The organism is Isoptericola cucumis (assembly GCF_014635665.1).
GTDB classification, from domain to species: domain Bacteria; phylum Actinomycetota; class Actinomycetes; order Actinomycetales; family Cellulomonadaceae; genus Isoptericola; species Isoptericola cucumis.
In genome coordinates this window covers 94,505-117,363 of record NZ_BMDG01000014.1, presented here as the reverse complement: position 1 = coordinate 117,363, position 22,859 = coordinate 94,505, and the positions used below count along the sequence as shown (strand labels likewise).

Here is a 22,859-nt window from a genome sequence, read left to right as displayed (position 1 = left end):
GTCGAGGCCTCCAGGATCGGGAGCGACCAAGCATCCTGTTCCCGAGAGACCTCGACGTGTCCGAGCCTACGGCCTGTGTGTCCTGCTGCCCTGATCCAAGATCCGCCGATCCGTACTGCGTCCGCTGTGATCTGCTGGTCGGGCTCGAGTCGTTGCACGTGATCGGCGTCGAGCGTGACGACGATGTCGTGATCGTCGTTATCGAGTCTGCGCCCGGGCTGATGGGCTGCCCGGCGTGCGGCGTGGTCGCCGCATCGAAGGGCCGCCGGACGGTCGAGCTGATCGACGCCCCGGCGTTCGGGAGCCCGGTCCGGTTGCGGTGGCGCAAGCGGCGGTGGGTCTGTCCCGACCCGGGCTGCGAGGTCGGGTCGTTCACCGAGCAAGACGCCCAGATCGCCGCCCCGCGGGCCGTGCTCACGTCGCGTGCGACCCGGTGGGCGATCGCCCAGTTGCGGTCCGAGAACGCGTCGGTCGCTGGGTTGGCCCGCCAGCTCGGGGTGTCCTGGTGGACGTGCTGGAACGCGATCCGTCCCGTACTCGCCGACGCTGCCGACGACGAGTACCGCTTCGACGGCGTCACGACCCTCGGGGTGGACGAACACGTGTGGCATCACGTCAGCCCGAAGGATCGTGGGCCCAAGGAGCTGACCGGGATGGTCGACCTGACCCGCGACGGCGAGGGCAACACCCACGCCCGGCTGCTGGACCTGGTGCCCGGCCGTTCCGGCACGGTCTACGCCTCCTGGCTGGACGAGCGAGGGGCAGAGTTCCGCGGCCGGGTGCAGATCGCGACCCTGGACCCGTTCCACGGCTACAAGAACGCGATCGACGACCGGCTCGAGGACGCTACCGCGGTGCTGGACGCGTTCCACGTGGTCAAGCTCGCGGGCCAGGCGATCGACGAGGTCCGCCGCCGGGTCCAGCAGCAGACCCTGGGGCACCGAGGCCGCAAGGGCGACCCGCTCTACGGCATCCGCAACATCCTGCGCGCCGCCCCCGAACGCCTCACCGACCGACAGATCAACAGGTTGAACCGGGCGATCGCCACCGACGAGGCCCACGAGGAAGTCCTGGTCGCGTGGCAGGCCGCCCAGCAGATCCGCACCGCCTACCGGAGCAAAGACCCGACCCACGGGCGCCGGCTCGCTGAACGCGTCCTGGCGTCTCTACCGTCATGCCCGATCCCCGAGATCGCCCGCCTCGGACGCACCCTGCGCAAGTGGCGCACTGCCTTCCTCGCTTACTTCGACACCGCCCGCTCATCGAACGGCGGCACCGAGGCCATCAACGGGATCATCGAGCTCGCCCGCCGCATCGCACGCGGCTTCCGCAACCGCGACAACTACCGCCTCCGCATGCTCCTTGTCGCAGGAGGAATCACACCGTGACCCCCGGGAGTGTCCGATGAACGGTGGGCGGGCCACGGCGTTCCTTAGTTGCTCGAGGGGCTGATGCGCCCCTCGAAGGTGATCGCGAAGGCGTTCAGCGCGGCCTTCCACCGGATGACCCATCGTGCCCGACCTCGCCCGGTCGGGTCCAGAGACCGGGTCACGAGGTAGAGGCACTTCAGTGCTGCGGCGTCGTTCGGGAAGTGCCCACGGGCGCGTACCGCCCGCCGGTAGCGGGCGTTCAGGGACTCGATCGCGTTCGTGGTGCAGATGATCTTGCGGATCTCCACGTCGTAGTCCAGGAACGGGATGAACTCGGCCCACGCGGACCGCCACAGCTTGACCGCGGCCGGGTACTTGGCGACCCACTTCTCGGCGAACTCGTCCATCCGGACCTCGGCCTGCTCGGCGTTCACCGCGGTGTAGATCGGCTTGAGGTCCCGCGCGACGGCGTCCCAGTCCTGCCGGGCGGCATAGCGGAACGTGTTACGGATCAGGTGGATCACGCAGGTCTGCACCTGCGCGAGTTCCCAGACCGTGGTGATCGCCTCGGGCAGGCCCTTGAGCCCGTCGCAGACCGCGATGCACACGTCGCCCACGCCGCGGTTCTTGATCTCGGTCAGGACGTTCAGCCAGAACTTCGCACCCTCGCCGCCGTCGCCGGCCCAGATCCCCAGGATGTCGCGCTCCCCGCGGGTGGTCACGCCGATGACGACGTAGAACGGCTTGTTCGTGACCTGCCCGTCGCGCACCTTGACGACCAGGGCGTCGATGAAGATCACGGGATAGACCTCGTCCAGCGGGCGGGTCTGCCACTCGCCCATCTCGGCGACGACCTTGTCGGTGATCCGCGAGACGGTGTCCTTGGAGACGGACGCGCCGTAGACCTCGGCGAAGTGCGCACTGATCTCCCCGGTTGTCAGGCCCCGCGCGGTCAGGGACAGCACCAGCTCGTCCACTCCGTTCAGCCGCCGCTGCCGCTTGCGAACGATCGCCGGTTCGAAGGACCCGTCGCGGTCCCGGGGCACATCGATCTCCACAGGCCCGATCTCGGTCAGCACCGTCTTCGTGCGGGTGCCGTTGCGCTCGTTCTTCCCCGTCTTGGCGTCGCGCTCACCGGGCGCGTAGCCCAGGTGTTCGGTGAGTTCCTCGTCCAGCGCGGTCTCCAGGACCTGCTTCGTCAACCCGGTCAACAGCCCGTCCGGTCCGACCAGGTCGATCCCCGCCGCCTTCGCCTGCGCCACTAGCTGCTGCGCCAGGGCCTGCTTCTCGTCCTCGTCGAGCGTCACGGGCTCGATGATCTCGGTCACTCTGCCTGCTTCCCGCCAAGCCTTGCTCGGCGTGTCAGGCCGAGACCCACCCACCGTTAATCAGACAGACCCTGACCCCCCTCATCTGCGAAGAGCCAGATAACACTCGCCGTCTCCGAGGCGTCGCGCTCAGGACCCGCACCTCACGATCACGCGCCCTTCTACCCGCCCGCCAGGCACACCCACGACCAGCTCACCCCGTATCGCGGTGTAGAGGTCAACCCATTGAGGCAAGCCCCGTCGTCGTGTGCGAACACCGGTCCCGAGGAACATTCCAAGGTTCCCGTCGTAGCTGACCATCGACGATTGCTCGCGATGCTCCGTCAGGCCTGGTCCGTTGCGGTCGCCACGGCCGTCCTCGTCCGTGGTGCTTGCGATGGTTGGGAACGGCCGTCCGGCCGCTCAAGGACTACGACGCGACGCGTCGGGTCCAACCGATCCCTCGCCTCGGCGGAGGCACACCGTGGACCCTGATTCCCCAGTGGTTCCCCGGCAGCCGACGAACTGAAGGAAGCCGCAGGTCAAGAAGGGTTTGTACAGTTCAACGTCTGAATGCGGCTGCAGACTTTCATCTACCCAAACGACGGACCTGCGGCGGTGGTGCAGCTGCTGTCGCCGGAAGGCTAAAAGCTCCAGCCCTGCTCGGTGATGAACTCCACCAGGGTCAGGCAGCGGACGTTCATCGCTTCGCAGACGCTCGGTATCTTCGGCTTCGCGAGGCTGCCCTGGGTCTCCTGAGTGACGACGACCCCGTCGCGAGCAACGGCGAGCCCGATCACAAAAGGGTCGGCCCCGTTCCGCCCCTTGGCGTTCCCGAGGAGCTTCGGGTGCGAGGTGAGGACCCACGACGTCGCGGTCTGGATGTCCTCTTCGAGGTCCACGAAGAGGTCGGCCTGGTCTTTCGCCCACGAGTGCACGGCGTCGCCCTCGCGCTTCGCTAGTTCTCGCTCGACCTCGTCCACAGCTCGGATCGCGCCGTCGGCGATCATGCCCTCCACCCGTTGCCAGACGCTCGGGAAGGTCGCCGGGGGAAGCAGATCCCGGCGCCCGTTGATGAACACGCTCGTGTCGAACGAGTAGAAGGACTCCACGGCCTACACCGCCTCCGCGTTCGAGAGCGTCGCTTCCTGCGCGAGACGGGCCATCTGGCTCGCCTTCACGTCGAGAAAGGTCGTGGCGGTGTAGGTATCGATCGCGCGGCGCTTGTGGGCGTCGGTTACGAGGCGGACGAAGCCCTTCCCTTTGTCTCGGACCGTGTTGCGATACCAGTTGCCCCCTCCGGCGCGCTCCCGAGCGGCATCGGCCTCGTAGGCGCGGAGGAACTCCTCGCGACTCTCGGCGTAGAACCTCTCGGACACGTGCCCCAGGGTGACCAGACGCCGGAGGAACGCCTCCGCGCTCACCCCGAATGGGGCAGCCGCGCGACGAAGGTCTCCGTACGTCCAGGGAGAGCCCTCGGCACGGTGGCTCTGGACGAGTGGCTGCGTGAGGACGGCCTCCCTCGGCATGAGCATGGACGCCGCCAGAGCGTTGCACTGTGCTTCGAGTTGTCGGACCGGCGTCGTCGCGCGCCGATCGGTGATCACGTCGCAGAGCCCCTCGGAGTGGAGCAGGAGGTGCGCGTACTCGTGCAAGAGGGAGAAGAGCCGTCCTCGCGGGCTATCCGCCCCGTTGACCACGATCACCGGGATCGAGTCGAAGTAGAGCGAGAAGGCGCGCATCTCATGGATGGGGACGCGCCCGCCAGAAGTTGCCATGACGAGGACGCCGGACGCTTCCAGGGCGGCAACCCACGTGTTGAGGTGATCGTATGGCTTGTCCCCGGTCACGGGGAGCGAGAGCGGACCGACGGCGAGGAGCCGATCCCGGCCCGCGCTCGCGATCGCGTCGTCTGCCTCCGGGATCGGGTTGATCCGCCAATCGGCTGCCGGCTCGACGTCGTCGATCTCGGCGAGCTCGAGGAGCGTCTCCCGCTGTTCGTGCGCGCGACGAAACTCGTCATGCAGGGCAGGGGACCACACGCCCTTGTCGGCTCCGTCGAGCCGCCGGAAGTCGCGGAGTGTGTCGAAGTCGGTCGGCGGCTCCGCGAGGAAGAACACGGCGAGCGGACGCTTGTACACCTCGGAGGCCTTGCGAAGCTGGACGATCGTCGGCGACTCGTCCCCCGACTCCCATGCGGCAAGACGCTCTTCGTCGACACCGATCTTCCGCGAGGCGGCGACCTCGGTCAGGTCGATGGTCCGCCGCGCCCACCGAAGCACACTCGGCTTCACACGCGCGGGGATGGATCGGGCCATGTGGCGATCCTCCCTCAACGAGCGGCACGCGGTGACCATGGCGCGCGAGGTACGCGGACGATCCGCCCTCTTTCTCCGGCTGCCGGGGCACTGACCGGCAAACTGGAACTCACGAGCCGACCGGACTCACCGACAGAGCCAACGGGCGATGAACGCGCAGGCCAACCTCCATTTCGTGCGCAATTCGTGCAGTTCCGAACAGTATCGCCGCAGGTCAGAGCGTTCCGGACGGCAAAGTGCCCGTTGCGCGGCGCCGAGACCGTCTTTGTGACTCACTTTGCGCACGAATTCGGTACGCTGAGGTCCGTCCAGCGACGGCTGGATCCGTGGCCCTCCGGGTATCCCCGCAGGTCACGGCCACCCAGGGCGGCGTCGACCAGGGCACCTGAACGTCACACGGAGAAGTACTTCGCCTCCGGGTGGTGGAAGACGAACGCGTCGGTGGACTGCTCGGGGTGCAGCTGCAGCTCGTCGGAGAGGGTGACGCCCACGCGCTCGGGGCGCAGCAGCTCGACGACCTTGCGGCGGTCCTCCATGTCCGGGCAGGCGGGGTAGCCGAGCGACATGCGGGCCCCGCGGTACTGGAGCTTGAACAGCCCCTCGACGTCGTCGGGCTCCTCGCCCGCGAAGCCCAGCTCGTCGCGCACGCGGGAGTGCCAGAACTCCGCCAGCGCCTCGGTCAGCTGCACGGACAGGCCGTGCAGCTCCATGTACTCGCGGTACTTGTTCGCCTCGAAGAGCGTCGCGGTGTGCCCGGAGACGGCGTCGCCGACGGTCACGAGCTGCACGGGCAGCACGTCGAAGCGGCCGGTCTCCTCGACGAACGACCGGGGCCGCACGAAGTCCGCCAGGCACAGGTGGCGGTCGCGGCGCTGGCGCGGGAAGCGGAACCGCAACCGCTCGGTGCCCGGCTCGCCGCCGGAACCGCCGTCGGGCGCCCCCAGCTCACCCACCCCGCCCGGCATGCCCGGGCCGTGGTGCGCGACCACGACGTCGTCGCCCTCGGACCAGACCGGGAAGTACCCGTAGACGACCGTGGGGTCCATGATCTGGTCGGTGCGGATGCGCTCGAGCCACTCCGCGAGCCGCGGCCGGCCCTCGGTTTCGACGAGCTCGTCGTAGGAGGCACCGTCGTCACCACGGCCGGGCTTGAGGCCCCACTGGCCCATGAAGGTCGCGCGCTCGTCGAGGAAGGCCGCGTAGTCGGCGAGCTGGATGCCCTTGACGACGCGCGTGCCCCAGAAGGGCGGCGTCGGCACCGGGTTGTCGGCGGCGACGTCGGAGCGTGCCGGCAGCTCCTCGTCCGGGGTCTCGTCCACGGTGACGACGCCGTGGCGGCGCTTGCGCAGTGCGGGGAGGCCCACCGACTCGGGGTCGGCGCCGCGCGCGATCGCCACCAGCGGCTCCATGAGGCGCAGGCCCTCGAAGGCGTCCTTGGCGTACCGGACCGTGCCCGGGAACGCGCCCGCCAGGTCGTCCTCGACGAACGTGCGCGTGAGGGCCGCGCCGCCGAGCAGCACCGGCCAGCGCTGGTCCAGGCCGCGCGAGACGAGCTCGGCGAGGTTCTCCTTCATCACGACCGTCGACTTCACGAGCAGCCCGGACATGCCGATGACGTCGGCGTCGTGCTGCTCGGCGGCCTCGATCATCGCCGTCACCGGCTGCTTGATGCCGATGTTGACGACCGTGTAGCCGTTGTTCGTGAGGATGATGTCGACGAGGTTCTTGCCGATGTCGTGCACGTCGCCGCGCACCGTGGCGAGCACGACCGTGCCCTTCGAGCGCTCCTCGCCGCCCTCCACCTTCTCCATGTGCGGCTCGAGCAGGGCGACGGCCGACTTCATCACCTCGGCGGACTGCAGCACGAACGGCAGCTGCATCTGCCCGGAGCCGAACAGCTCGCCCACCACCTTCATCCCGCCCAGCAGGTGGGTGTTGACGATGTCGAGCGCCTTCGTGCCGTCGGACAGGGCCTGGTCGATGTCCTCCTCGAGCCCCTTGCGCGCGCCGTCGATGATGCGCCGCTCCAGCCGCTCGCCCACGGGCAGCGCGGCGAGCTCGGCGGCGCGCTGGTCGCGCAGCGCCGTCGCGTCCACGCCGGAGAACAGCTCGAGCAGGTGGGACAGCGGGTCGTGCGTGAGGTTGCCCTCGGCGTCGTAGGTGCGCCGGTCCCACACCAGGTCCTCGGCGGCCTCCCACTGGGCGTCGTCGATGGCGGTGCGCGGCAGGATCTTGGCGGCGTGCACGATGGCGGAGTCGAGCCCCGCCTTGGTCGCCTCGTGCAGGAACACGGAGTTCAGCACGGCCCGCGCGGCCGGGTTCAGCCCGAACGAGACGTTGGAGACGCCGAGCGTGGTGTGCACCCCCGGGTAGCGGGTCGTGATCTCGCGGATCGCCTCGATCGTCTCGATGGCGTCGCGCCGCGTCTCCTCCTGCCCGGTCGCGACGGGGAAGGTCAGGGCGTCGACGATGATGTCGTCGACGCGCATGCCCCAGTCGCGGGTCAGCTGCTCGATGAGGCGCGACGCGATCTCGACCTTCTTGGCGGCGGTGCGTGCCTGGCCCTCCTCGTCGATGGTCAGCGCGACGACGGCGGCGCCGTGCTCGCGCACGAGCGGCATGATCTTCCCGAACCGGGAGTCCGCGCCGTCGCCGTCCTCGAAGTTCACCGAGTTCACGACGGCGCGGCCGCCGACGAGCTCCAGGCCGGCCTGGATGACCGCGGGCTCGGTCGAGTCGATCACGAGCGGCAGCGTCGACGCCGACGCGAGCCGGGAGACCACCTCGCGCACGTCCGCGACGCCGTCGCGGCCGACGTAGTCGACGCAGACGTCCAGCAGGTGCGCGCCGTCGCGCGTCTGCGCCCGGGCGATGTCGACGACGTCGTCCCACCGGGCCTCGAGCATCGCCTCCCGGAACGCCTTGGAGCCGTTGGCGTTGGTGCGCTCGCCGATCGCCAGGTACGACGTGTCCTGGCGCAGGTCGGTGTGCGAGTACAGGGACGCGACGCCGTTCTCCCGCACCGGGTGGCGCTCCGGCAGCTGGCGCCCGCGGACCGCCTCGACCACCTGGCGCAGGTGCTCCGGCGTCGTGCCGCAGCAGCCGCCCACGAGGCCGAGGCCGAACTCGGTGACGAACTGCGTGTGCGCGGCCGCGAGCTCCTCCGGCGACAGCGGGTAGACGGCACCGTCCGGTCCCAGCTCCGGCAGGCCGGCGTTCGGCATGCAGGTCACCGGGACCTCGGCGTGCTGGGCCAGGTGCCGCAGGTGCTCGCTCATCTGGTCCGGGCCGGTGGCGCAGTTGAGACCGATGGCGTCCACACCGACCGCCTGCAGCGCGGTGAGGGCCGCCCCGATCTCCGAGCCCATGAGCATGGTGCCCGTCGTCTCGACCGTCACCGAGGCGATCACCGGTACCTGGCGGCCGGTCTCGGCGAGGGCGTCGTGGCAGCCGGTGACGGCGGCCTTGGTCTGCAGCAGGTCCTGGCTGGTCTCGACGAGCAGCGCGTCGGCGCCGCCCTCGAGCAGCCCGGCCGCCTGCTCGGCGAAGGTCGCCCGCAGGTGGGCGTACGTAGTGTGGCCGAGGCTGGGCAGCTTGGTGCCGGGCCCCATGGACCCCAGCACCCAGCGCGGGTGGTCCGGCGTCGCGAACGCGTCGGCGCGGGAGCGGGCCAGGGCCGCGCCGGCCCGGGCGAGCTCGCGGATACGGTCGTCGATGCCGTAGTCCGACAGGTTCGACCAGTTGGCGCCGAACGTGTTGGTCTCGATCGCGTCCACCCCGACCTCGAGGTACGCGTCGTGGACGGCCGAGATGATGTCCGGCCGGGAGACGTTGAGGACCTCGTTGCAGCCCTCATGCCCCTCGTAGTCGTCCAGGGTCGGGTCGGCGGCCTGGATCATCGTGCCCATCGCGCCGTCGGCGACCACCACGCGCGTGCGCATGGCCTCGGCGAGGGCGGTGGCGCGGGTGTCGGCGGCGGCGAGGTCGAGCGTCGTGGTCACCCGTGCAGCGTAGTCGTGGCGGGCGAAATGAGGGTGCGGCGTACGGCACGTGAGACCTAGCGTGGCCGGGTGATCACCACCGACGACGACGCGGCCCCGCGGCTCCCGCTCGCGCCGATCGCCGAGCGCGCCGCCCCGCCCGCCACGCTGCCGGCGGTCACCGCGGGCGGGCTCGCCTGGCGCCCGGCCGAGCGCTCCGACGCGCCCGCGCTGCTCGCGCTCAAGAACGCCGTCGCCGAGGCCGACCGCGAGCCGTACCGCGAGACCCTCGCCGAGGTGACCGAGCTGTTCGACGCGCCGTGGCGCCGGCTCGCCACCGACTCGCTGCTGGGCTTCGACGCCGCCGGCGACCTGCGCGCGTACGGGTACGTCGACAGCATGCCGGGCGACACCCGCATCGTGCGGGCCTTCCTGTTCGGGGCGGTGCACCCGCAGCTGCGCGGGCGCGGCATCGGGCGCGAGCTCTTCGCCTGGCAGGTCGCCCGCGCGCGACAGGTGTTGGCAGCGTCCGGCAAGGAGGTGCCCGGGCGGCTCGCCGTCTTCGTCGAGGACGACAAGCCGGCTGCGGCGCTGCGGCTCTACGAGCGGGCCGGGTTCACCCCGCGGCGCTACTACGCCGAGCTCGAGCGCGACCTGCGCGACGGTGCGCCGCTGCCCGACGTCACCCTCGACGGCGGGCTGCGGCTCGTGCCGATCGCCGACGAGCACGACGAGCCGGCCCGCCTCGCGCACAACGACGCCTTCCGCGACCACTGGGGCAGCCAGCCCATGACGCGCGAGCAGTGGCGCACGGGCCGGTCGACGTTCGCGCCCGAGTGGTCGTTCGTCGTCGTGGATCCCGACCCGGACGTCGCGGCCCTGCTCGCCGACCCGGCCACGGACGCCGACAGCGCCGCCGCGCTGCGCCGCGGCGAACCGTTCGTCGTGGGCTACCACGTCGCCGCGCGGTACACGGAGGACTTCGCGGTGCGCGGCTACCCGTTCGGGTACACCGAGATCCTCGGGGTGCGCCGGGCCTACCGGGGGCGCAGGATCGCGGTCGCGCTGCTCGCGGCGGCGATGCGGGCGTTCGCGGCGGACGGCATGCACCGTGCGGGCCTCGACGTCGACACGCAGAACCCGAGCGGCGCGCACGGTCTGTACGCCAGCCTGGGCTACGTCAAGAGCCACGGGTCGCACCTGCGCACCATCGAGCTCTGAGGCGCCCGCGCCGGGCACGGGACTTCACCCGCTGGGGACGCGCGGCACAAGGGCCGGACCGCCGAGCCGTCGCTACGCTGCGGCTGTGACCGACGACGCCCGTCCGGCCGCCGCGCCCGCCGGTGCGGTGCCTCCCGGTGCTGGGCCCCCGGACGTGGTCGACGTCGGTGCGCCGCGCGGCGTCCTCGACCGGTTCCGCTGGTGGCGGCGCAAGGTGCTGCCCACCGCCGGCGCCCAGGTGGCGGCGGCACTCTTCGTGGTGGTGCTCCTGGTGGACCTGGCGGCACGGCTGCTGCCGGGCCCGCTGGTCCTGGCCCCCGCGGGGAGCGTCGTCGTGGTGCCCACCTTCCCCGTCGCCCAGGTGGCCCAGTCGCTGCTCATGCCGTTGCTCGCGCTCACGCTCCTGGCCGCGACGTCGGCGCCGCGGTCGCGGACGGTGCGCCTCGTGCTGCTCGCCCTCGTCCTGTCGGCGCTGGGCGACCTGCTGCCCGGGCTCGTCGACCCGCGGTGGTCGTGGGTCGCGACGGCGGTGTCGTTCGCCGGCGCGCAGGTGACCTACGTCGTCGCCTTCTGGCCGTACCGCCGGGACGCGGTCGCGGGGCGCAGGCGGCTGCTTCCGGCGGTGTACGGCGTCGCGTACGTGCTGGTGGTCGGGGCGGTCGCTGCCGTCGTGCTGCCCGCGGTCCCGGGCGCGGGAGGGGTCGCGACGGTCCTGTCGGTCGCGGGCTACGGGCTGCCGCTGGTGGCGACGGCGGTGCTCGCCGCGGGCGTGGGCCGGGCGAGTGCCGCGGGTGCCGCGCTGCTGGTCGTCTCCTACGGGCTGCTCGGCCTGAGCGCGGCCGGGGTCCCGTGGGCGGCCGGCCTCCCTGCGGGGTCCTACGACCTGCTGGTCGTCGCCCCGTACGCGGTCGGGCAGGCGCTCATCGTGCTCGGGGTGATCCGGCGAGGGTGAGGCCGGCCCGGGCTGGTTCGGTCGGGTCGCGGTTCGGGTTCCGGGGGCACGGCTGCCGGGCGTTAGGCTGCCCGGCGTGACCGACGCCGTTCATCCCGGATCCCCGGGCGCCGCCACCCCCGTGGGCGCGGCGGAGCCCGTGCGACTCCTGCCGACCCCGACGTCGCGCGGCGTGGCCGTCGCGCTGGCCATGCTGACCGTGCTCCACCTCGTGGCCCAGGTGGCCGAGGCGCCGGACCTGGCGCGGGTCACCCAGTGGGGGCTCATGCCGCTCCTGGCGGCGGTGCTGTGGTGCGCGAGCGCCGCGCCGCGCCCACGGCTCGTGCGGGCGGTGCTGGTGGCCCTGTGCTTCTCCTGGGTGGGGGACACGGCGCCGGCCTTCTTCACCGGCGACGCCGCCTTCCTCGCGATGGTCGCCGGGTTCCTCGTCGCGCAGGTCGCGTACGCCGCGGCGTTCTGGCCCTACCGGTCCCAGTCCCTGGCGCGCCGCCCCGCCGCGCTCGCGGCGTACGGACTGGTCGCGGTGGCGATCGTCGGGGCGTGCGCGCCCGGCGCGCCCGGCCCGCTCCTGGCCGCCGTCGTCGTCTACGCGCTCTGCCTGGGGACGATGGCGGTGCTGGCGACGGGCGTCCACCTGCTCGCCGGGATCGGCGGGGTGGTCTTCCTCGTGTCGGACGCGATGATCGGCCTGGGCGCCTTCACCGACTGGTTCGCGCCGCCGGCCTCCGGCTTCTGGGTGATGCTCACCTACGTCGCCGGGCAGGCGCTGATCGTCGCCGGGGTGCTCGCGCGCCGCGACTGAGCCGCCTCACGACCGGTGCTCACGACCGGTGCTCACGACCGGTGCTCACGACCGGCGCGGCCGCTCCATCCACGGGGCGGGGTCGTCCAGCGGGCGGAAGCCGAGCCGCTCGTAGACGACGCGACCGTCGTCGGACGCCTTGAGCAGGACGCGCTTCAGGCCGAGCGGCTCGAGGTCCGCGATCGCTCCGGCCACGACGGCGGTGCCCAGGCCGCGGTTGCGGTGCTCGGGATCGACGATGACGTCCGCGAGCCAGGCGAAGGTGGCGCCGTCGGTGACGACCCTGGCGTAGGCGACGAGCTCGCCCGTGGCGCGCGCGACCATGGCGTAGTTCCGGGACCCGGCCATCGCCGCGTCCTGGGTCGCGCGGGTCCGGCCGTCGGCCCAGTACGCGTGCTCGGCCAGGAGCGTGTGCACGCGCGCGGCGTCGATCCGCGCCGGATCGGTGGAGAACTCGTAGTCGATGTCGATGTCGATGTCGGTCGTCGGCTGGGCGGGCATGCCCGCCATCCAAGCAAGAGGTGTGTCGGTGGCCACACCTAGGTTCGAGGGATGGACATCATCCTGGTACCCGGATTCTGGCTGGACGCCTCGGCATGGGACGACGTCGTGCCCGTGCTGGAGGCCGCCGGCCACACCCCCCGTGCGCTCACCCTGCCCGGCATGGAGTCGGCCGAGGCCGACCGCTCGGAGGTCCACCTGGCCGACCACGTCGCCGCCGTGGTCGCCGCGATCGACGCGGTCCCGGGTGCCGCGCCCGTGGCGCTCGCGGGGCACTCCGCCGGTGGTGGTCTGGTCTATGCCGCCTCGGACGCTCGGCCGGACCGGGTGGCGCACGTCGTGTACGTGGACTCCGGGCCGATGGCCGACGGGCATGCGGTCGACGCGGACCTGCCGGCCGACGTGGTGGGCCACGACCTGCCCGCCTGGGACCAGCTGGAGGAGGCGGACCTGGTCGGCCTCACCGACGCGCTGCGGGCGCAGTTCCGCGCCCGCGCGCTGCCGCAGCCGGCCGGCACCGTCCGCGAGCCGCACCGGCTCGGCCCCGGCGACCGCCGGCTGGACATCCCGTCCACGGTGATCGCGTGCGAGATGCCCGGGAGCGTGCTGCGCGACCTCATGGCCCAGGGCCACCCGTACATGGCCGAGCTGGCACGTCACCGCAACTACGAGATCGTCGACCTGCCCACCGGCCACTGGCCGATGTTCACCCGGCCGGTCGACCTGGGTGAGGCGATCGCGGCGGCGGTCGGGTAACCACGGTCGGGCAGGGGCGGGGAGACCGGACGTCGTCAGCCGATCGCGGCGACGGGTGCCGCGAGCGGCTGGCCCGAGCCGTCGCGGCGGTCGGTGGGCTCGGGCAGCTCGACCGGCTGCCCGCCGGAGCCGACGGCCCGCGCCGGGCCCTCGCCCACCCACGCGAGGACGAGGCCGTCCTCGCCCTTGAGGAAGCGGTGCGCCCGGACGCCGCCGGTGCCGCGCCCCTTGCCGGGGTAGAGCTCGTACGGCGTCACCTTCGCCGATGCGGCACCCGTGCCCGGCAGGGCACCGGACACGCCCGCCACCGTCACGACGGTGTGCAGGTCGCGGGTGGCGGCGCGGGCGACGCCGAAGAACACGACGTGCTGCCCCGACCCGAGGCGGATCCCGGCCATGCCGGCGGCGGCCCGGCCCTGCGGCCGCACGGCCGAGGCGTCGAAGTGCAGCAGGCTCGCGTCGGAGGCCACGAAGACGAGCTCGTCGCCCTCGCCCACGGGGGCGGCGCCCACGACGCGGTCGCCGTCCTTGAGCGAGATGACGTCCCACTCGTCCCGGTTGCTCGGGGCGTCGCCCGGGGCGACCCGCTTGACGACGCCGTGGGCGGTGCCGAGCGCCACGGTCGGTGCGTCCTCGCCCAGCGAGACCACGGCGAGGGCCTGCTCCTGCGGGCGCAGCGCGACCAGCTCGCCGAACGGGATGCCCCCGGACAACGAGGGGGAGCCGCCCGTCGGGGGGAGCGAGGGCAGCTCGAGGACCGAGACCCGGTGCAGCACGCCCGCCGAGGTGACCACGCCGACGTGACCGCGCGTGCTCGCCGCGACGTCGCCGCGCACGGCGTCGTGCGAGTGCCGGCGTCCGTCCCGCTCCAGCGGGGCGTCGGCCTCCTCGCCGGACGTGCGCGCGAGCAGGCCGGTCGCCGACAGCAGCACCCGGGTGGGGGAGTCGGCGATCTCCAGGCTGATCGCGGGCGACTTGCTGCGGCCGTTGGTCGCGGCGGGCGCGGTGGCGCCGCCCGCCGAGTCCAGCAGCACCGTGCGGCGCGGCGTGCCGTAGATCCGCGCGACCTCGGCCATCTCGGCGCTCACCACCCCGCGCAGGCGTGCGTCGTCGGCAAGGATCTCGGTGAGCTCGGCGATCTCCCGCTCCAGCTCCGACTGCTCCTTCTCCAGCTCGATGCGCGAGAACTTCGTCAGCCGGCGCAGCTGCAGGTCGAGGATGTAGGTGGCCTGGGCCTCCGACAGGTCGAAGACGCCCATGAGGCGCTCGCGGGCCGCCCCCGCGTCGTCCGAGGTGCGGATGACCTGGATGACCTCGTCGATGTCGACGATCGCCAGCAGCAGGCCCTCGACGAGGTGGAGCCGCTCGCGACGCCGGTCGAGGCGGTAGGTCGAGCGCCGCCGCACCACGTCGATGCGGTGGTCGACCCAGACGCGCAGCAGCTCGAGCAGGCCGAGCGTGCGCGGCTGGCCGTCGACCAGCGCGACGTTGTTCATGCCGAAGGAGTCCTCCAACGGGGTGGCGCGGTACAGCTGCTCCAGGACGGCGTCCGGGTCGAAGCCGGTCTTGACCTCGATCACCAGGCGCATGCCGTGGCTGCGGTCGGTGAGGTCCTGGACGTTCGTGACGCCCTGGATCTTCTTGCTCTTGACCCCGTCGGCGATCTTCTCGATCACCTTCTCGGGGCCGACGCCGTAGGGGAGCTCCGTGACGACGATCCCCTTGCGGCGCGGCGTGACGTTCTCCACGCGGGCCGTCGCGCGGGTGCGGAAGGACCCGCGGCCCGTGCGGTACGCGTCGCGCACGCCGTCGAGGCCGATGATCTTGCCGCCCGTGGGCAGGTCCGGCCCGGGCACGAAGCGGGTGAGGTCGTCGAGCGTGGCATCGGGGTGGGAGATGAGGTGCTGCGCGGCCGCGACGACCTCGACGAGGTTGTGCGGCGCCATGTTGGTGGCCATGCCGACGGCGATGCCGGACGCCCCGTTGACGAGCAGGTTCGGGATGGCCGACGGCAGCACCGACGGCTGGGTGAGCTTGTTGTCGTAGTTGGGGACGAAGTCGACGACGTCCTCGTCGAGACCGGCGGTCATCGCCGTCGACGGCGGTGCGAGGCGGGCCTCGGTGTACCGGGGCGCGGCCGGGCCGTCGTCGAGCGAGCCGAAGTTCCCGTGCCCGTCGATCAGCGGCAGACGCATGGAGAAGTCCTGCGCGAGGCGCACCAGCGCGTCGTAGATCGCGGTGTCGCCGTGCGGGTGGAGCTTGCCCATCACCTCGCCGACCACGCGGGAGGACTTCACGTGCGCGCGGTCGGGCCGCAGGCCCATGTCGGCCATCATGTACAGGATCCGCCGGTGCACCGGCTTGAGCCCGTCCCGTGCGTCGGGCAGGGCGCGGCTGTAGATGACGGAGTACGCGTACTCGAGGAACGAGGACTCCATCTCCGCCGCGACGTCGATGTCGACGATCTTCTCGTCGAACGGCTCGTCGGCGACGGGTGCGCTGGTCTTGCGCGCCATGCGGTGCGGCTCCTGATCGGTGGTCGTGGTCGTGTGTGCTGCGGAGGTCCGACGCCGGCCGAGGAGGGTCGGCGGCTCCGGGCGGCTGCCGTACTGGCGTTCGAGAGCAGGGTAGCGCCACCCGGGCGGCCGGCGGCGCAGGCAGGCCGTGCCGGGCCGTCGGACCTCCACGCTGACCGGACGCGAACGAACCGGAGGGGACCGCTGATGACCGTTGAGGAGACGCCGCCGACGCTGGACGAGGTCGCCGCGTCGTTCCGCGACGCGCGCGGGGACGGCGCCGACGAGGACTGGCCCCGCAGCGCCGCGGTGCGGTTCGCGCTGGATGACGTGCGCGGGCCGCTGGCGCGCCAGGCGCTCGCCGGGCTCGTCCGGTGGTGCGGGAGAGCGGGGAGCCGGCCCGCGAGCTCTTCGGCGACGCCGCCGCGTGGGCGACCGAGCGGCAGGCCGCGTGGCGCGCCGAGGGGGTGCCAGCGACCAGGCCGGACGTCCCGACCACGGTGCCCGAGCTGGTTCACGACCTGTGCCCGAGGCGCGGGTGCGGGCCGTGGTGGACGAGGCGGTGCGGCACGCCGCTGACGCGGGTCGGTCGTTGCAGCAGGAGTTCGGGTCGCCCACCTCCTACGCCGCGCGGTTCGCTCCGGACGCCGCCGTGGCCGGTCGGTGTTCGGCGTGGTGGTGGACGGCGACGGCGCTCGCGCCGGTGGCGCTCTTCGTGACGTACGTCGCCGCCGACGGGTGGCACCGGCAGGGCGCGTTCGTCGGCCTCGACCTCTGGTTCGCCCTCTGCGTGGCCATGGCCGTGGCGGCCTGGCGCCGATCGGTCGCCGGCGCGCGCTCGTCCGGACCCTGACACCCCGCGACCCCGAGCCGAGGGCGCGTACCGGTCAGGGGCGCTCCAGGGTCGAACAGGGGCGCCGTCCGGGCTGTCCCCGATTCCGTGCGTCGCCGCCGCGGCGCACCGTCGAGGCATGAGCCGTTCACTGGCAGCACGGTACGCCGCGGGCGACCTGCGCAAGAACGCAGGCGTCGACGTCGCCCTCGCGGTGGTCCTGGTCCTGAGCGCCTTCCTCATGGCCACCGGCGCCATGGTCGTCGAGCGCGTCTTCGGGTCGATCGACCGGCTCTTCGAGCAGGCGAAGCCGCCGCACTTCCTGCAGATGCACGTGGGGGAGTACGACCGGGCGGCGCTCGAGTCGTTCGCCGCCGAGCACCCGGAGATCGACGCGTGGGTCGTCGAGGAGATGATCGGGTTCGACGGTGCCGCCGTCGCCTGGCAGCGCCCCGGCACCCAGGAGGCGGGCGACCTGGCGGACAGCCTGGTCGACAACCTCTTCGTGACGCAGAACGCCGAGCTCGACTTCCTGCTCGACGAGTCCGGGGCCGTCCCACGCCCGTCCGAGGGCGAGGTCTACGTCCCGGTCGCGTACCAGCAGCGGTTCGACCTGCGGGTCGGCGACGAGCTCGAGGTCACGACGGACGACGGGGCGGTCCCCCTGCGCGTCGAGGGGTTCGTGCGCGACTCGCAGATGGCCTCGTCGCTGTCCCCGGCCACCCGGTTCCTGGTCTCGGAGGCGGACCACGCGGCGCTCGAGGCGGGCGGCGGTGGCGCCCCCGAGATCATCGCCGAGTACCGGGTGACCCACCAGGCCGACCTGGGCGGGCTCCAGCGGGCCTACCAGGCGGACCCGGCGCTGCCGAAGAACGGCGAGGAGGTCACGTACCCGATGATCCGCCTCATCAACGCGCTGAGCGACGGGCTGGTGGCCGTGGCGCTGATGTTCGCCAGCGGGGTCCTGGTCGCGATCGCGCTGCTCAACCTGCGCTTCGTGATCCGCGGCGCGCTGGAGGACGAGGTGCGCGAGATCGGCGCGATGAAGGCGATCGGCATCCGGGACGCCGAGATCTCCGGCCTGTACCTGGCGAAGTACCGGGTCATGACGGCGCTCGCGTGCGTCGTGGGCGGCGGGCTCGCCGTCGCCGCGACGACGCTCCTCACGCGACGCATGGAGGTGAGCTACGCGGCGGCGCCGTGGGAGCTCACGACGGTCCTCGTGCCGCTGGGCGCGCTGGCTCTCGTCTACGTCGTCGTCGTGGCGATCTGCCGCGGCATCCTGCGGGCCGTCCGCAAGGTCGAGGTCGTGGACGCGCTGGTGCACGGCAGCATCCTCGGCGAGCGGCAGACGGCGCGCCGCGCGCGGCGCCAGGCCCGGCGCCTGCGACGGGGCGGCCTCGCCGCCGGGCGTACCGGCAAGGTCGACGTCCGGCTCGCCCTGGCGGACCTGAGGTCGGACGCCGGCCAGTGGGCGCTGGTCCCCGTCGTGTTCCTCCTGGCGACCCTGCTCGTGGTGCTCCCGACGTCCTTGCTCAACACCCTCGAGAGCCCCCGCTTCCTCACGAACATGGGCATGCCGCGCAGCGACGTGCTGGCCGACCTGAGGTTCACGGACGACGTCGACGGGCTGCGCGACGACGTGCTGTCGGACATGGCCGGCGACGACCGGCTGACCGACGTGCGCGCCTTCGCCGAGGTGCTGTACGAGTCGCCGAGCGAGGACGGGTGGGCGACCCTGCGCGTCGACGTCGGCGACCACGCGGGCACGATCGAGCTCCTGGACGGCGAGCTGCCGGCAGCCGGGCAGGTCGCGCTGTCGACGCTGAACGCGCAGAAGTTCGGGGTCGGGCCTGGGGACGAGCTGACCCTGCGCCAGGACGGCGCGACGACCACGGCCGTCGTCAGCGGCGTCTACCAGGACATCACCTCGGGCGGGGACACCGCGAAGATGCCGGCGACGACACCCGTGGCGGACGTGACCGGGGCGGCCGGCTACGCGATCCACGCGAGCACCGCCCCCGGCGCGGACCCCGCGGCGGTCGCGGCGGAGTACGCCGAGCGCTACCCGGACGCCGCCGTGGTCCCGACCGAGGAGTACACCCGGCAGACGATGGCGACCATGACCGGCGCCCTGCGGAACGCCGCGGCGGCGTCCCTCGCCTTCGGCGTGGGGGTCGCGCTGCTCATCACGAGCCTGTTCCTCAAGCTCCGCCTGACCAGGGAGCGCCGCACGAGGGGCATCCTGTCCGCCGTCGGCTTCTCCCGGCGGGAGATCGTCGCCCAGGTGCGGGCCAAGACCCTGGCGGCGGCGGCCCTCGGGACGGCGCTGGGGCTCCTGGTCGCCGCGACGGCGGGGGAGCTGGTCGTCGGCGGGGTCATGGCGTCGGCGAACCTGGGCCTTGCGCGGCTGGACCTCGTCCCGGACCCGTGGCTCGTCTACCTGGCCTACCCGCTGCTGCTGGTCTCCGCCGCCGGCCTCGCGGCGGTCGCCCTCACCGCGCGGCTGCGTCGCGCCGACACGAGCGCGTGGCTGCGTTCATGACGACGAGCACCACGACGAGGACCACGACGAACCTGACGACGACCACGAGAGGAACACCCATGTCGCACGACACCGTCCTGGAAGCGCGGGACCTGACCAAGACCTTCTCCTCCACCGACCCGCCGACCCGGGTGCTCGACGGCATCGACCTGACGGTGCGCGAGGGCGAGTTCCTCGTCGTGATGGGTGCCTCCGGGTCGGGCAAGTCGACCCTCCTGTACACCGTCAGCGGGATGGACCGACCGTCGGGCGGGACCGTCACCCTGCGGGGGCGGGACCTCACGGCCCTGGGCGACGCGGAGACGAGCCGGGTCCGGCTGCACGAGACGGGGTTCGTCTTCCAGGAGGCGTACTTCCTGCGGAACCTCACGGTCCGGGACAACGTGCTCCTGCCCGCCCTCAAGGCGGTCCCGAAGGAGAAGGCCGCCGCCGTGGCCCGCGTCGACGCGCTCCTGGAGCGGTTCGGGATCGCGCACGTGGCCCACCACGGCATCACCCAGGTCTCGGGCGGGCAGCTGCAGCGTGCCTCGATCTGCCGCGCGCTGGCGTGCGAGCCGTCGGTGGTGTTCGCCGACGAGCCGACGGGCGCGCTGAACAGCAGCATGTCGGCCGAGGTCATGGACGCGCTGACCCACGTGCACGCCGGCGGGACGACGGTCGTGATGGTGACGCACGACCCCGGCTGCGCCGCTCGGGCCGACCGGGTGGTCTACCTCCGTGACGGCGGGGTGGTGGACACCCGGGTCCTGGGGACCTGGAGCCCCGAGCGGGCGGGGGCGCGCGAGGACGAGCTGCTGCTGTGGCTGCGCAAGCTGGGGTTCTGACGTGCGGCGACGGACCACGGGTCGCGGCCCGGACGGGTCGCCCCGGGCAAGGTGCCCCGGATAGCCTGCCAGCGTGGACGGAGCCGACGAGTCAGCCGACCCCACGCCGCCCGCGGCCTACCCCGTCGCGTGGGAGGCCGACGTCGTGCTGCGCGACGGGACGACCACGCACGTGCGCCCCATCCGGCCCGACGACGCCGAGGCGATCCAGCGCTTCCAGACCGGGCAGTCCGAACGGTCGGCCTACTTCCGCTTCTTCGCGCCCGTGCGGCGCCTCACCGAGCGGGAGCTGGACCGGCTCACCCACGTCGACCACCGCGACCGGGTCGCGCTCGTGGCCGTGCGCCCGGGCGAGGACGACGACGGTGCGCCGCGGGACGACGTCATCGGCGTCGCGCGCTACGACCGGATCACCCCGGCCGAGGCCGAGGTCGCCTTCAACATCGCCGACGCGGTGCAGGGCAAGGGGCTCGGCTCCGTGCTGCTCGAGCACGTGGCCGCCGCCGCCCGCGAGCGGGGTGTGCTGCAGTTCACCGCGGAGGTGCTGCCGCAGAACTCCTCCATGCTGGGCGTCTTCCGGGAGGCGGGCTACGCGCTGACCCAGCAGCTCGACGACGGCGTCGTCACGGTGTCCTTCGACCTCGAGGCCACCGAGCGGTCCCGCGAGGTGATGGCCGACCGCGAGCACCGGGCCGAGGCCCGCTCCATGCAGGGGCTGCTCTCCGCCCGCCGCGTGCTCCTGGTCGGCCCCGGCTCCCCGGGCGACGGGCCGCCGACGAGCGAGCACCACCTGGCCCAGCGCGTGCTCGACGCCGCGGCCGCCGACCCCGGGGACACCGAGCTCGTCGTGCTCGGGGCCCCGGGGCCGGTGCCCGCCGGCGTCCGGACGCTCGCCTCGTGGGACGAGCTGGACGAGCACTCGGAGCTCTCCGCGCCGGGGGACCCGGACGGGGCGGACGACGGGCCGGCAGGCGTGCAGCTCGCGATGCTGGCGGTGCCCCCGGCCGACGCCGTGGCCGCGGTGCGGCGCCTGGGCGGGCACGGGGTCCGCGGCGTCGTCGTCCTCGCGGCGGGGTACGCCGAGACCGGCCCCGACGGGCTGGCGCGCCAGCGGGAGCTGGTCCGGGCGGCGCACACGGCCGGGATGCGCGTCGTAGGGCCTGCGTCGTTCGGGCTGCTCACCACCACGCCCGGCGCGCGCCTGCACGCCAGCCTGGCGGCGCACCCGCCGCGCCCCGGCGTCGTCGGCCTGTTCTGCCAGTCCGCGCCCGCCGCCGTCACGCTCACCGCGACCCTCCAGCGCCGCGGGCTGGGCGTCTCGGCCCTCGTGTCCTCCGGGCACCGGGCCGACGTGTCGGGCAACGACCTCATGCAGTACTGGCAGGAGGACCCCCGTACCGCCGTCGTGTGCCTCTACCTCGAGTCGATCGGCAACCCGCGCAAGTTCTCCCGGGTGGCGCGGCGGCTCGCGGCCGTCAAGCCGGTGGTGGTCGTCATCGCCGGGCGCTCGGGCCAGGTCGTGCCGCCGGGGCACGCCGTGCGCGCCACGCACGCCCCGCGCCGGCTGCTCGACGAGATGATCCGCCAGTCGGGCGTGATCCGCGCCGAGAACACCCACCAGCTCATGGACGTGGCGCAGGTGCTGGCCCACCAGCCCCTGCCCGCGGGAGGCCGGGTCGGGGTGCTCGCGTCGTCCGCCGCGCTCGCGGCCCTGGTCGCGGAGGCGGCGGCCGCCGCGGGGCTCGTCGTCGCCGCGTCCTCCGACTTCCTGCCGCCCGACGTGTCGGACGACGAGATCACCCGGGTGGTGGACGCGCTGTACGCCCCCGGCTCGTGCGACGTGGTCGTCGCGGTCGACGTGCCCGTGGTCGTGCCGCGCACCGGCGCCGTGGCCCGGGCCGTCGCGGAGGCGGCGGCGCGCACCGGCCGCACGACGGTCGCGTCCATGCTCGGCCTCAGCGGGCTGCCCGACGAGCTGGCGGCGACCGCGCCCGACGGCACGCCGGTGCGGATCCCCGCCTTCTCCACGCCCGAGGACGCGGTGGCCGCGCTGGCGAAGGTCGTGACGTACGCCCGGTGGCGCACGGAGGAGCACGGCACGCACGTGCGTCCCGACGGCGTCGACTCCCGCAGGGCGCGCCGGCTCGTCGAGGGCTGGCTGGCCGCCGGGAGCGCGCCGGGCGACGGCGGCGGGCGGCGCGGCCGCGAGCTGGACCAGGACCAGGTCGCCGACCTGCTGGCGTGCTACGGCCTCGAGCTGCGGCGCTCCCGCCGGGTGCGCACGGGGGACGAGGCCGTCGCCGCCGCCGACGAGCTCGGGTGGCCGGTGGCGCTCAAGACCGCGTCGGCGGCGCTGCGCCACCGCGCGGACCTCGGCGGCGTGCGCCTCGACATCGACGACCCCGCCGAGCTGCGCGCGGACGTGGAGCGCATGCGCGAGGTCACCACCGCCGCGCTCGGCGACCCGGACCCGCTCATGGACGTCCAGAGCATGGCGCCGGTCGGGGTCGCGTGCGTGGTGCGCTCCGCCGAGGACCTGCTCTTCGGGCCCATGGTGTCGTTCGGCCTGGCCGGCGACGCCACGGACCTGCTGGACGACGTCGCGCACGGCGTGCCGCCGCTGACCGACGTGGACGTGGCGGGCATGGTGCGCTCGGTGCGCGCGGCGCCGCGGCTGTTCGGGTACGGCGGGGCCCCGCCCGCGGACACGGCCGCGCTGGAGGACGTCCTGGCCCGCGTGTCGGTGATGGCCGACGACCTGCCGGAGCTGGCCGCCCTCGAGCTGTACCCCGTGGTCGTGGGCCCGGCGGGGGCGAGCGTGCTGCACGCGAGCGTGCGCCTGCGGCCGGCGCAGCAGCGCGCGGACGCCCTGCGCCGGGCGCTGCCGGGGTGAGGCCTCCGGGTGACGTACGCGTGCTGGTCACCCGGCGCGGGC

15 protein-coding genes are annotated in these 22,859 nt (G+C 73.1%); 9 read left to right on the top strand and 6 right to left on the bottom strand.

Annotated elements, in window-relative coordinates; translation table 11 throughout:
- Positions 1–56: 56 nt before the first annotated feature.
- Positions 57–1,388 (top strand): ISL3 family transposase, encoded by a 1,332-nt coding sequence (locus tag IEW03_RS18170; protein ID WP_443093551.1) that lies wholly within the window; start codon positions 57–59, stop codon positions 1,386–1,388.
- A gap of 44 nt (positions 1,389–1,432) precedes the next feature.
- Here IEW03_RS18170 and IEW03_RS18165 read toward each other — a convergent pair whose 3' ends face one another.
- The 4 genes from IEW03_RS18165 to metH form a co-directional block, all read right to left on the bottom strand.
- On the bottom strand, positions 1,433–2,689 hold the full coding sequence (locus tag IEW03_RS18165; RefSeq protein ID WP_371870640.1) for an IS256 family transposase: 1,257 nt from the start codon (positions 2,687–2,689) through the stop codon (positions 1,433–1,435).
- Positions 2,690–3,321: 632 nt separating this feature from the next.
- Positions 3,322–3,789, bottom strand: coding sequence for a DUF4411 family protein (locus tag IEW03_RS18160; protein ID WP_188525110.1), 468 nt, complete (start codon positions 3,787–3,789; stop codon positions 3,322–3,324).
- Between the two features lie 3 nt (positions 3,790–3,792).
- On the bottom strand, positions 3,793–4,995 hold the full coding sequence (locus tag IEW03_RS18155; RefSeq protein ID WP_188525109.1) for an XRE family transcriptional regulator: 1,203 nt from the start codon (positions 4,993–4,995) through the stop codon (positions 3,793–3,795).
- A 392-nt stretch (positions 4,996–5,387) separates the two neighbouring features.
- Positions 5,388–8,936, bottom strand: coding sequence for a methionine synthase (gene metH / locus IEW03_RS18150; RefSeq protein ID WP_188525129.1), 3,549 nt, complete (start codon positions 8,934–8,936; stop codon positions 5,388–5,390).
- A 129-nt stretch (positions 8,937–9,065) separates the two neighbouring features.
- Between metH and IEW03_RS18145 the strand changes: the two genes are divergently transcribed.
- The 3 genes from IEW03_RS18145 to IEW03_RS18135 all read left to right on the top strand — a co-directional run bounded on the left by IEW03_RS18145 (position 9,066) and on the right by IEW03_RS18135 (position 11,950).
- Complete coding sequence (locus IEW03_RS18145; protein WP_229738419.1) at positions 9,066–10,196, top strand: GNAT family N-acetyltransferase; 1,131 nt, start codon at positions 9,066–9,068, stop codon at positions 10,194–10,196.
- 85 nt (positions 10,197–10,281) lie between these two features.
- The gene (locus tag IEW03_RS18140; RefSeq protein WP_188525108.1) at positions 10,282–11,148 is read left to right on the top strand and encodes a lysoplasmalogenase family protein; all 867 of its coding nucleotides are present in this window, start codon (positions 10,282–10,284) and stop codon (positions 11,146–11,148) included.
- Positions 11,149–11,224: 76 nt separating this feature from the next.
- Positions 11,225–11,950 (top strand): lysoplasmalogenase, encoded by a 726-nt coding sequence (locus tag IEW03_RS18135; protein ID WP_229738418.1) that lies wholly within the window; start codon positions 11,225–11,227, stop codon positions 11,948–11,950.
- A gap of 45 nt (positions 11,951–11,995) precedes the next feature.
- On the opposite strand, the gene IEW03_RS18130 is transcribed toward IEW03_RS18135, so the two are convergent.
- Complete coding sequence (locus IEW03_RS18130; RefSeq protein ID WP_188525107.1) at positions 11,996–12,451, bottom strand: GNAT family N-acetyltransferase; 456 nt, start codon at positions 12,449–12,451, stop codon at positions 11,996–11,998.
- Between the two features lie 51 nt (positions 12,452–12,502).
- Here IEW03_RS18130 and IEW03_RS18125 point away from each other — a divergent pair, with 51 nt between their 5' ends.
- Positions 12,503–13,207, top strand: coding sequence for an alpha/beta fold hydrolase (locus IEW03_RS18125; protein ID WP_188525106.1), 705 nt, complete (start codon positions 12,503–12,505; stop codon positions 13,205–13,207).
- Positions 13,208–13,242: 35 nt separating this feature from the next.
- On the opposite strand, the gene IEW03_RS18120 is transcribed toward IEW03_RS18125, so the two are convergent.
- Positions 13,243–15,723 (bottom strand): DNA gyrase/topoisomerase IV subunit A, encoded by a 2,481-nt coding sequence (locus IEW03_RS18120; protein ID WP_188525105.1) that lies wholly within the window; start codon positions 15,721–15,723, stop codon positions 13,243–13,245.
- 523 nt (positions 15,724–16,246) lie between these two features.
- Between IEW03_RS18120 and IEW03_RS18115 the strand changes: the two genes are divergently transcribed.
- From IEW03_RS18115 to IEW03_RS18100, 4 genes are all read left to right on the top strand, one after another.
- On the top strand, positions 16,247–16,576 hold the full coding sequence (locus tag IEW03_RS18115) for a hypothetical protein (protein ID WP_188525104.1): 330 nt from the start codon (positions 16,247–16,249) through the stop codon (positions 16,574–16,576).
- 118 nt (positions 16,577–16,694) lie between these two features.
- Entirely contained in the window at positions 16,695–19,100 is a 2,406-nt protein-coding gene (locus tag IEW03_RS18110) for an FtsX-like permease family protein (protein ID WP_188525103.1), read from the top strand.
- 59 nt (positions 19,101–19,159) lie between these two features.
- Complete coding sequence (locus IEW03_RS18105) at positions 19,160–19,924, top strand: ABC transporter ATP-binding protein (protein WP_188525102.1); 765 nt, start codon at positions 19,160–19,162, stop codon at positions 19,922–19,924.
- A 73-nt stretch (positions 19,925–19,997) separates the two neighbouring features.
- Positions 19,998–22,817, top strand: a complete 2,820-nt coding sequence (locus tag IEW03_RS18100; RefSeq protein ID WP_188525101.1) for a GNAT family N-acetyltransferase — start codon at positions 19,998–20,000, stop codon at positions 22,815–22,817.
- Positions 22,818–22,859: the final 42 nt, after the last annotated feature.